At 66.9% G+C, this 5,189-nt stretch carries 7 protein-coding genes and 3 pseudogenes; 3 read left to right on the top strand and 7 right to left on the bottom strand.

Going from position 1 to position 5,189, the window contains the following annotated elements; translation table 11 throughout:
• Positions 1 to 105: 105 nt before the first annotated feature.
• Positions 106 to 222 (bottom strand): annotated as a pseudogene (locus AC08OJ_RS18395) ((4Fe-4S)-binding protein); the annotation flags it as partial.
• Between the two features lie 318 nt (positions 223 to 540).
• Positions 541 to 990 (bottom strand): carboxymuconolactone decarboxylase family protein, encoded by a 450-nt coding sequence (locus tag AC08OJ_RS18390; RefSeq protein ID WP_476594503.1) that lies wholly within the window; start codon positions 988 to 990, stop codon positions 541 to 543.
• Positions 991 to 1,423: 433 nt separating this feature from the next.
• Between AC08OJ_RS18390 and AC08OJ_RS18385 the strand changes: the two genes are divergently transcribed.
• Entirely contained in the window at positions 1,424 to 1,870 is a 447-nt protein-coding gene (locus AC08OJ_RS18385; protein ID WP_462186728.1) for a response regulator, read from the top strand.
• Between the two features lie 175 nt (positions 1,871 to 2,045).
• On the opposite strand, the gene AC08OJ_RS18380 is transcribed toward AC08OJ_RS18385, so the two are convergent.
• Together AC08OJ_RS18380 and AC08OJ_RS18375 are read right to left on the bottom strand one after the other, a co-directional pair.
• Complete coding sequence (locus tag AC08OJ_RS18380; protein WP_011438823.1) at positions 2,046 to 2,249, bottom strand: cold-shock protein; 204 nt, start codon at positions 2,247 to 2,249, stop codon at positions 2,046 to 2,048.
• A gap of 432 nt (positions 2,250 to 2,681) precedes the next feature.
• Positions 2,682 to 2,876: a hypothetical protein gene (locus AC08OJ_RS18375; protein WP_476596381.1), complete on the bottom strand. Its 195-nt coding sequence runs from the start codon at positions 2,874 to 2,876 to the stop codon at positions 2,682 to 2,684.
• A 103-nt stretch (positions 2,877 to 2,979) separates the two neighbouring features.
• Between AC08OJ_RS18375 and AC08OJ_RS18370 the strand changes: the two genes are divergently transcribed.
• Entirely contained in the window at positions 2,980 to 3,261 is a 282-nt protein-coding gene (locus AC08OJ_RS18370) for a metal-sensitive transcriptional regulator (protein WP_476594505.1), read from the top strand.
• Positions 3,262 to 3,471: 210 nt separating this feature from the next.
• On the opposite strand, the pseudogene AC08OJ_RS18365 reads toward AC08OJ_RS18370, so the two are convergent.
• Positions 3,472 to 3,930: pseudogene (locus AC08OJ_RS18365) on the bottom strand (MMPL family transporter); the annotation flags it as partial.
• On the opposite strand from AC08OJ_RS18365, the gene AC08OJ_RS18360 reads away from it, so the two are divergent.
• Positions 3,825 to 4,235 (top strand): DUF302 domain-containing protein, encoded by a 411-nt coding sequence (locus AC08OJ_RS18360; RefSeq protein WP_476596383.1) that lies wholly within the window; start codon positions 3,825 to 3,827, stop codon positions 4,233 to 4,235. The pseudogene AC08OJ_RS18365 and the gene AC08OJ_RS18360 overlap by 106 nt on opposite strands.
• A 186-nt stretch (positions 4,236 to 4,421) precedes the next feature.
• Here AC08OJ_RS18360 and AC08OJ_RS18355 read toward each other — a convergent pair.
• Both AC08OJ_RS18355 and AC08OJ_RS18350 read right to left on the bottom strand, forming a co-directional pair.
• Positions 4,422 to 4,952, bottom strand: a pseudogene (locus AC08OJ_RS18355) (DsrE/DsrF/DrsH-like family protein).
• A 29-nt stretch (positions 4,953 to 4,981) separates the two neighbouring features.
• Positions 4,982 to 5,189, bottom strand: a 208-nt coding sequence (locus tag AC08OJ_RS18350) for a TusE/DsrC/DsvC family sulfur relay protein (RefSeq protein WP_476596379.1), incomplete at its 5' end; no start/stop codon positions are given.

The following is a 5,189-nucleotide window of genomic DNA, read 5'->3' as shown; positions in this document are numbered from 1 at the left end:
AACAGGAGGGGATTCCGTTCGAGCGCGACAGTTTCCACGGCAAGTGGAACTACATGTTCACTTCCCGTAGACCCGACATAGAATAATCAAGTTATTTCAATGCAAATCCTCCGGGTTGATGTACAGCTTGCGGCCGCCCTCGTAGATGCAGTCGACCGGGCACTCCTCCACGCAGGCGGTGTCCTTGACATCAATGCAGGGTGACAGGACGACAAACGTCATCGGATTCTTCTTCCCCGTTCGCCTTCAGTCACGGGGAAATCGTAACAGGATGTCGCCGGCCGAGGTGGGTGGAACTGTAAAGGATAGGTAAACAACTCGTCCGTGGAGCAACGAATTTCGATGGTCCGAAACGGGAGCGAGGAAATCTCCAGGGATATTTTTAACCATGAGATTTTCTTTGTCTGTATCTGGGCCGTCCGGGGCGCCCGCCGGATGGCGGCGGCACCCGCGCCGACGTGTCCTCAGCCGGTCATGAAGACGGTCTGCGGATACCACCATCCGCCAGGTGGTCGGCGCGGCGGGTCCTCTGCCGCCGGTTCAGACGTCGGTGTTGTCGGGGGGCTGAACCTGGCCGGTTGATGGAGCGTGTCCCGGCGAGGCCGGGGTTACGTGGCCGAGCGGCGCCGTACCGTCCCCCGCCTCGTGCCGCTCGGCGCGGAAACGCCTGAAGGCGACGAACGCGCGCGGGCCGTAGACCGACGCCGGCCCGCCGTTCATCAGCAGTGCCACCCCGATGGCCTCGGCTGCTTCCTGGCAGGTCGCACCATGCCGGACGGCGCCGTGGGCGTGTGTCTCGATGTAACCGTCGCACTGGGTGCTCACGGCGAGCGCCAGTGCGATCAGCTCCTTCGTGCAGCTGTCCAGGGCACCGTCACGGAGAGCAGCGTCGCCCAGAGCGCCGAGTCCCCGGTATACGTCCGGGATCAGCCGACGCAGTTCGCGGGCATGCGGGCGGATCTCGTCCTGGACCGGGCTGCCGGAGCTCATGGCCCTTGCCTTCCCGCCGGAGGCGACCGGGAACCGCCACGCCGGGAACGGCGGCCGAAGTCCGGCCTCGTGCCCGGGCGGTCGTGGGTGCCCGGGCGGTCGCGGCGAGGCCGAAAACGGTGAGCCTCGGCTTGTCCTTGGACTTGTCCCTGTTAGGGGGGCGACAGACCACTTCCGTTGGCGTACCGTCAGACATCGTCAAAGTCCGTGCATCGATTCCGGGATGTCCGGTTACCGTTCCGGGCCGGACGGGCTCCGCCTGCGCCTGCTCGCGACCCCGCTCACGCTCTCGAGGAGCGGCCGTCCCCCGCGGTGGGCGCTGATCGTCCGGTCCGCCCTGTCCCCGCTTCTCGTCCCTACTCCGCCTCTCGTCCCTACCCCCGCTTCTCGTCCGGCTGCCATGCGATGGCGGCCTCTACTTCGAGGTATCCAGATGACGGCGAGTGTCCGTACGGACCCGTTCGACGTACTGCTGGTTGAGGACGACCCGGGGGATGTCCTCATGACCCGCGAAGCGTTCGCGGATGATCGGATCAACGGCAGGCTGCATGTCGTGAACGACGGTATCCAGGCCATGGCGTTCCTCCGCCGGGAGGAGCCCTTCACACAGGCCCCTACGGCCGACCTGATCCTGCTGGACCTCAACCTGCCGCGCCGCAACGGCATCGAGGTCCTGGCCGAGGTCAAGGCCGACGCCGACCTGCGACGTATCCCCGTCGTGGTGCTCTCCACCTCGGACGCTGCCGAGGACATCCTGCGCAGCTACAACCTGCACGCCAACGCCTACGTGACGAAGGCGGTCGACTTCGACCGGTTCGTAGACGACGTCCGGTTCATCGACGACTTCTTCATCACCGTGGTTCAGTTGCCCGGGCGCTGATCTGGTCGCTCATCAGGTGTACATGAGCCATGATCGCGCGGTGCCCGCCGACGGCGTCGGTCAACTACGGCGGTGAGACTACCGGCCTGCCAACACAACATCGACCAACACAAGATCGGCGCGCGGCTCCCGCGGGAGCCGCGCGCCGACGCGTAAGGCTGGGGGTGGTACGGCCTCAGACGGGCTGGACGTTGTCCGCCTGCGGTCCCTTCTGGCCCTGCACGATCTCGAACTGGACGCTCTGGCCCTCATCCAGGGACTTGTAGCCGTCCGCCACGATCGAGGAGTAGTGGACGAACACGTCCGGGCCGCCACCGTCGACGGAGATGAATCCGAAGCCCTTCTCCGCGTTGAACCACTTGACGGTACCCTGCGCCACGATTATTTCTCCTTGCCGCGCTCCCGGTAAGCGTCCTTCGCGTACCGGCCTCGCCCCAGACCCCGGCCGGTGCCGTGGTCCAGTCGTGCCGTTCTCTGCGTAGGTCACGCACGGAAGAACAAGCAACACCTGCAGCCTACCCCTCCACCGACGTGGTGTGCCCGCTTGGCTCTTGTCCCGTCCGACTCGATGCGAAGCAGCCGACGAAACGTCGGTTATCGGGGTACCCGGCGGGTGTAGTGGCCCGGGGGCCCGGCGCTCGCGTAGCCGCTGCATCTCGGCGTCATCGGCGATGATGACCCAGGACCTGCCATCCGGGTGGCGCTGCGCGGTGATCCACCCCCGGTAGATCCAGGTGTAGAGGGTAGCGGTTGGCCTGCTGGAGGGCTACGGCGAGTTCGGTCACCGAGTACCGGTGTGGTCCCAGGCCGGTTAGCGCGGTGCGGGCGCCGCGAGGGTGGCGGACCCCGATGCCCAGCCGGCGGGTCGGGGTGAGGACCTGGCCGGGGCCGAAGCGGTCGGTGCGCTTGGGTGGGCGCAGCCCTCGGCATTGAGCACCTCGGCGATCTGCCGGCTGGACAGGTACAGCTCACCTTCGCCCGCCAGGTCCTCCACAACCAGCCACAACCAGCGGCGACGATCCCGAAAGGTCTGATCGCGGGTGAGGTCACCCGATGTATACCCGGGATGGTATCTTGGAGGCAGCGCCTGCGGTCACCTGGTGCGGGATATGGAGGTCGGGATGCAGGTCGACGAGACGGCGATGGCGGATGTGATTCGGCGCCTGCGGCGCGCCGAGGGTCAGCTCCGCGGCGTAATCGGCATGATCGAGGATGGTCGCGACTGCGCTGACGTCGTCACCCAGCTTGCCGCGGTCTCCCGAGCTCTGGACCGGGCCGGATTTAAGATCATAGTGTCCGGGATGCAACAGTGCCTGGCCGCGCGTGAGAGCGGCGAGGCGGCACCGATGACCGAGATGGAACTGGAAAAGCTGTTCCTGTCCCTCGCGTGACCCTCGGCAGATGTCGTGCCTAGGCCGGCGGCGGGTAGCCGGCCCAGGGACGCGATCGCTTCGGTCAGTGGGCGAAGGTGACAGTGGGTAGAACGCGGCGCAGCCACATCGGGCTGTACCAGGCGGCCCGTCCGATGATCCGGAACAGGACGGGTAGCAGGTGAGGCGGACGAGGGCCGCGTCCAGCAGCACGGCGATGCCGAGGATGACGCCCATCTCCTTTGGCGGCAGCGGTCCGGACAGCGCGAAGGTGAAGAACACCGCAACCATCACCGCGGCTGCCGCGAAGATGACCCGACCGGAGTGAGCGAGCCCGCCGACTATCGCCTCCCGTGGATCGGCGGAGCGTTCCCAGTGCTCCTTGGCCGAGGCGAGCAGGAACACCGTGTAGTCCATAGAGATCGCAAAGATCATTGCCAAGAAGAAGATCGGCCCCCAGGCGTCGAGGAACCCCTGGGAGGTGAAACCCAGCAGGCCCGCGCCGTGCCCGTCGGCGAAAACCAGCTTCGCGACGCCGAACGTGGCACCGGTCGCGAGCAGGTTCGTGACCACCCCGAGGGCGGCTGCCAGCGGCGCGGCGAGCACCACGAACAGCAGCAGGAAACCCATCCCCAGCACCACCCCGAGCACCAGCGGGGTGCGGTCCGACAGCAGGGTGTGCAGGTCGATGTTCTCCGCGGCCGCGCCGCCGAGCAGGACGGCGGTATGCTCGTCGGGCGCGATCTGGGCCGGCCGCCCACCGGGCTCTCGACGTCGACCGGCAGATCGGCCTGCTGCTGCCCTGCAACGTCGTCGTCCGCGCCGCCGACGGTGGCACCGTGGTCGAGGCCCTCGACCCGCGGATCATGGTCACCGTCACCGGCCACGACGAACTGGAACCGGTGGCGAAGGAGGCCGGCGCCCGCCTCGACGCCGCCCTCGCCGCCCTCGCCGCCCTCGCCGCCCTCGCCGCACCGATCGGCACCGTAGGGTGAGAGCCATCCCACGGCGGCTCAGAGGACTCGGGCGTGGTGACGGCGACACGACCGCGAACGCCGGCCAGGACTCGACCGGGGCCGAGGCCGGCCAACCGGCCTTTCCCGGCATCCAGGGAACGTCGCCTCGAACGTTGCGATCGCCTCTCACCCGAGGTCCCCTGCCAGGCGGCCCTCGGTCCCGTGTCAGATAAACAGCAGTTGGGCGCCGTCGGTCTTCTCAATAAAGTCCGCGGCGCTGATGATCCCTTCGACGTCCTCATACAAATCGGATTCGTCGAGGTGCATCATGTCGGCGGACATGCGGCAGGCTCACAGATGGCCGCCGGAGGCGACGATCTGCTCGAGGAACTCCGGCACCTCTGGCACGCCGACGTCGGCGATCTGTTTCTTCATCACGTGCGTCGTCATCGCTGTCATGCCGGGCAGGCCGCCCAGCCCCTGCGGCATGTGCGAGGCGGTATTGCCGAGCAGGGTGAACTTCAGGTCACCCATCCTGGACTTGGTGATGATGTCGAAGCCCCAGAAGGTGAAGAATAGGTGGGTCTCCACCCCTGCTCCTAACGCCGCGTTGGCAAGGACAAGCCCGGGATAGGCCATGTCGAGGGTGCCCTTGGAACAGATGATGGCCAGCTTGCGGCCGGTGCTCTCGTCGCCGAAATCGGGGACGACGGCAGCCGGCGCCGGTTCGATGGGCGCGGGCGCGGTGACAGTCATGGCGGTGCCTTTCATTCCGGGCCGGGCGGTCAGACGCAGCCGTGCGGCTTGGGCAGGCCGGCGATGTAGGCCATCTTCTTCGCTGGCTTCTTCGGGAACAAGGTGAACAGCTCTTTGGTCGGGATGCCGGCGAGGGCGGTCGCGCCGCTGTAGCTGTAGAAGTCGTGGATGCTCTTGCGCCATTGCGGGCCGAGCATTCCCGGGGTCTGGTCCGGGCGTCTGGGCTTGTTTTCCGCA

The sequence above is a fragment of the Frankia sp. CgKIO3 genome, from assembly GCF_977946435.1.
The sequence above is the reverse complement of the archived record's forward strand: the minus strand, read 5'-3'. Positions and strand labels throughout refer to the sequence as shown.

Bases quoted from the DNA above. Each gene is read 5' to 3' on its own strand.
- AC08OJ_RS18390 (WP_476594503.1), bottom strand. From the start codon at position 990: ATGAGCTCCGGCAGCCCGGTCCAGGACGAGATCCGCCCGCATGCCCGC.
- AC08OJ_RS18370 (WP_476594505.1), top strand. From the start codon at position 2,980: ATGGAGGTCGGGATGCAGGTCGACGAGACGGCGATGGCGGATGTGATT.
- AC08OJ_RS18385 (WP_462186728.1), top strand. From the start codon at position 1,424: ATGACGGCGAGTGTCCGTACGGACCCGTTCGACGTACTGCTGGTTGAG.